The following is a 3898-nucleotide window of genomic DNA, read 5'->3' as shown; positions in this document are numbered from 1 at the left end:
TACCGTCCGCCGACAGTTTCGGCTAGCAACTGTCTCCCGCAAATTGTGCGCCGGAGTTGTCCACGCTTATGCGTTGCGTGGGCTGGCTCGCGTTCAACGGATCGACGAGGAAAGTCAGAATCTCGCACGCGGCAAATGATTCAGCTTGCCGAAGCTCTGTCTCCCTGCGTATTATGGATCGATGAAATCGATAAGGCTTTTGCGGGTATCGATGGTAAAGGCGATGCAGGTACATCGAGTCGGGTATTCGGGACGTTTATTACTTGGCTGACTGAGAAAACTTCACCCGTTTTTGTCGTCGCGACGGCAAATAATATCGATGCGCTCCCCGCCGAAATGCTCCGCAAAGGCAGATTCGACGAGATCTTCTTCGTCGGCTTACCAACTAGAGCGGAACGTCGCGCCATTTTCAACGTCCATCTTACCAAGCTCCGCCCCCATAACCTCGCCCAGTACGATCTCGATCGATTAGCCTACGAAACCCCCGATTTTTCTGGTGCCGAAATCGAACAAACTCTCGTCGAAGCCATGCATATCGGCTTCAGTCAAAACCGCGATTTCACCACTGATGATATTCTAGAATCAGCCAGTCAAATGATTCCCCTCGCAGTCACCGCCCAAGCCCAAATTCAATTCCTTCAAGACTGGGCGAATTCTGGCAAAGCCAGATTAGCATCGAGACAGGCTAGGCTTTAGGCTTTAGGTTTTGGGCTTTAGGTTTTAGCCTTTAGGTAGCAAACGTCTCTTTCATCCCTAGCCAAATAAAACATCTTCTCTTACCCCTAAAGCCTAATACCCAATACCTAATACCTAACGTATGAACTTCGCCCTTAAATCGCTACAATTAATCATTGGCATGACGATCGGATTAATCGGATTGCTGGGAGTATTAGGTGGCGCAGGTTATTACTTCTTCATCACTCAAATGAGTACCCGTGCGCCCAAGCCCATATTTGCCGAAGAGCGCGATGGGGGTAAATCGTTAGCTGCTAAACCCAAACCCAAATTGCCTGTAGCAACTAAGTCACCAGCAGTCGCTAAAGCTCCGCAAAATCCCGACCAGCTCCCGCCTGAAGCTTACGATGCTAAAGTAGTCTGGAAAGATGGACTATCGCTCAAGAAAGAACCCGTTCCTGGTGCCGAAAAAGTTGGGAGCGTAGTATTTAATGCTCCAGTGGCGATCGTCAAAACCAGCGATGATAAACAGTGGGTATTAATTCGATCGCAAGTCGATAACGCTCAAGGCTGGGTAAAAGCAGGTAATATCGATAAATCTAAAGCCGCCGCCGTTGATGCACCAGCGCAAGCTGCACCCCCAGAACCGAGAGCTAGAAATAGAAACAGAGTCAGAAATAGACCCCGCATTCAAACCAATACTGATGAGAATTAGGGAGATGGGAGTAAGGAGTAAGGAGTAGGGAGTAAGAAGTAAGAAGTAAGAAGTAAGGAGATTTGCTCCGCTCTGGCACCGCCACCGATTTCCAGTCTCCAGGCACTTCTTACCCCGCACTTACGTTAACCACTATTTCATGTCATAACCAAACAAGTTGGCATTAACTTCATCCAGATTGATATCTGCCAAACCATACTCGCGCCAACGTCTGTCTACCATCGCCGCAATTGCTGGATCTGATTCCAACTGTTCGCCCCATTCAGATTCGGTTTCTGGATAAACTTTGGTTGTCGCATCGATACCCATTCGGCTTCCCAATCCGACTTTTGGGGTGGCAAAATCGAGTTTATCAAATGGGGTATCGGGAATGATAAATACATCGCGCTGCGGATCGACTTTAGAACTAACCGCCCAGACAACTTGGCGCGGATCGCGGATATTGATATCCTTATCGACGACGATGACAAATTTGGTATAAGTAAATTGGGGTAAAGCACTCCAGAAGGCGAGTGCTGCGCGTCTGGCTTGTCCGGGATACGCTTTATCGATCGAAATTATCGCCGCTTTGTAGCTCAATGCCTCCATCGGTAAGAAAAAGTCTACAATTTCTGGTACCTGTTGGCGTAGAATTGGTGTATAAATTCGGTTGAGTGCGATCGCCATCATTGCTTCTTCCTTAGGCGGACGACCGCTGAAAGTAGTCAGATAAATGGGGTCTTTGCGATGAGTCATGCAGTTGAACCGAATCAACGGGCATGATTTGGATTGGTTGTAGTAACCCATGTGATCGCCAAATGGCCCATCGACCATTTCTTCACCGGGCGTAATCGTCCCTTCCAGCACGAATTCTGAATCGGCGGGGACTTCAAGATCGACCGTTTTACATTTTGCTAGTTTGACACCACCGCCGCCATAGATCCCGGCAAATAACCACTCGGATAAATCGATCGGAATTGGGGTCGCCGCTGCCATAATGATCAGCGGATGTACGCCTAGTGCGATCGCAATTTCTAGTTTTTTACCCCGTTCGGCAGCTTTGCGGAGATGACGCGCACCCCCACGGATGGATAACCACTGGACGGTCATCGTATTTTTAGATTGCAACTGAAGTCGGTAGACCCCAATATTCGGCGTACCAGTTTCACAATCTTTAGTAATCACCAGTCCCAGTGTGACGATCTTGCCCGCATCGCCAGTATAAGGGCGGATTAAGGGCAGGCTATTTAAGTCTAGGTCATTTCCTTCAACTACAATCTGTTGACAGGGTGGGAAGTAATCTCGGCTGGGTTTGGCTTTCAGGACATCGAATAATACTTTGCCAAATTCGACGGCTTGTGCGACTTTTTTGGGTGGTTTGGGCTGCTGGAGCATCGCTAATTTACGCCCCAGATCTTCTAGTTCTTGGGGTTTCTCCATATTCATCGCCCAGCAGATCCGCTCGACGGTACCCATAATATTTACGGCTACCGGATATTTGGCTCCTTTGACGTTCTCAAATAATAAGCCAGGGCCGCCACATTGCAACATCCGATTGGAAATTTCGGCAATCTCTAAGTCGGAGTCTACGAGTGTCTTAATTCGTCGCAGTTGTCCCCGCTGTTCGAGTACTTTTAAAAATTCTCTGAAGTCCGCCGCCATGCGATCGCCCAATGTAAAGTTATGTCTCTATTGTATAGGAGATGAGGGGTGGGGGTTGGGAGTGAGGAGTAAGAAGTAAGGAGTAAGAAGTAAGAAGTAAGAAGTAGGTGTGCAATTACTCCTAAAGCCTAAAGCCTAAAGCCTAATACCTAATACCTAGTACCTAAAGCTTAATACCTAATTCCTATTTCTGAGTCCGAAAGCTGTAGAAGGCGTAGGTATCAAAGAGTGCGCCGACGAAGCCGCAGACGATGGCAATGGTTAACATGCCTTGAAAGGGGCAGCCGCCGCCAAAGGTGTAGAGAAAATCCAGTAACATATTAGTCGCGATCTGCCCGATCGTTCCGATACCGGGAATACATGTTAGTAGCCAAGTGCCCGTCAACGATCCGGCAACGATCGAAATCGGCGCGAAAAAACTCAAAACTGTAGCCAGAGATAGTGAACGTAAGAAGTTTGATGACACGATCGTAAACCTCACCCGCCTGATGGCTTAAAGAACGCGCTAGATTTAACGCATCCATTTATCATAAATTAGGAAGCTGTCGATCGGCTGAATCTGTGAGAAATCTTAAAATATCATTAAACTTTTTGACGATCGCCTAAAAATCTATGTATGGTGCGCCAAACCTAGCCCAGATCTAGTATTTACCGGATCGATCTCCCCGACTGACTCCTGCGATTGCGATCGGGTAAATGAACATCGCTCCGTGTAACTATGCTCCTTGAGTCCTTACGCCTTCCCCTTTTCCATTCGCTATCTATGGCTGCCATGCGTGCAAACTAATATTAACGAGATGGCTGGCAGATCGTTACAATTAAGTAAGGAATACTAACAACCCCCCAATTTATGAGAGAGTAATCGAA

At 47.7% G+C, this 3898-nt stretch carries 4 protein-coding genes; 2 read left to right on the top strand and 2 right to left on the bottom strand.

Annotated features, from left to right (window positions below; translation table 11 throughout):
- Positions 1-45 precede the first annotated feature (45 nt).
- A complete protein-coding gene (locus Q0R35_RS13450) occupies positions 46-696 on the top strand; it encodes an AAA family ATPase (protein WP_295619033.1) in 651 nt (216 codons plus the stop codon).
- A gap of 121 nt (positions 697-817) precedes the next feature.
- Complete coding sequence (locus Q0R35_RS13445; RefSeq protein ID WP_295619027.1) at positions 818-1390, top strand: SH3 domain-containing protein; 573 nt, start codon at positions 818-820, stop codon at positions 1388-1390.
- A 132-nt stretch (positions 1391-1522) separates the two neighbouring features.
- On the opposite strand, the gene Q0R35_RS13440 is transcribed toward Q0R35_RS13445, so the two are convergent.
- Both Q0R35_RS13440 and Q0R35_RS13435 read right to left on the bottom strand, forming a co-directional pair.
- Positions 1523-3031, bottom strand: coding sequence for a UbiD family decarboxylase (locus Q0R35_RS13440; protein WP_295619030.1), 1509 nt, complete (start codon positions 3029-3031; stop codon positions 1523-1525).
- A gap of 184 nt (positions 3032-3215) precedes the next feature.
- A complete protein-coding gene (locus Q0R35_RS13435; protein ID WP_295619024.1) occupies positions 3216-3497 on the bottom strand; it encodes a hypothetical protein in 282 nt (93 codons plus the stop codon).
- Positions 3498-3898 lie beyond the last annotated feature (401 nt).

The organism is Chamaesiphon sp. GL140_3_metabinner_50 (genome assembly GCF_025361915.1).
GTDB lineage: Bacteria > Cyanobacteriota > Cyanobacteriia > Cyanobacteriales > Chamaesiphonaceae > Chamaesiphon.
This window is presented reverse-complemented; position numbering and strand designations above follow the sequence as displayed.

Coding starts and splice junctions, on each gene's coding strand:
- Q0R35_RS13445 (WP_295619027.1), top strand. CDS start 818: ATGAACTTCGCCCTTAAATCGCTACAATTAATCATTGGCATGACGATC.
- Q0R35_RS13440 (WP_295619030.1), bottom strand. CDS start 3,031: ATGGCGGCGGACTTCAGAGAATTTTTAAAAGTACTCGAACAGCGGGGA.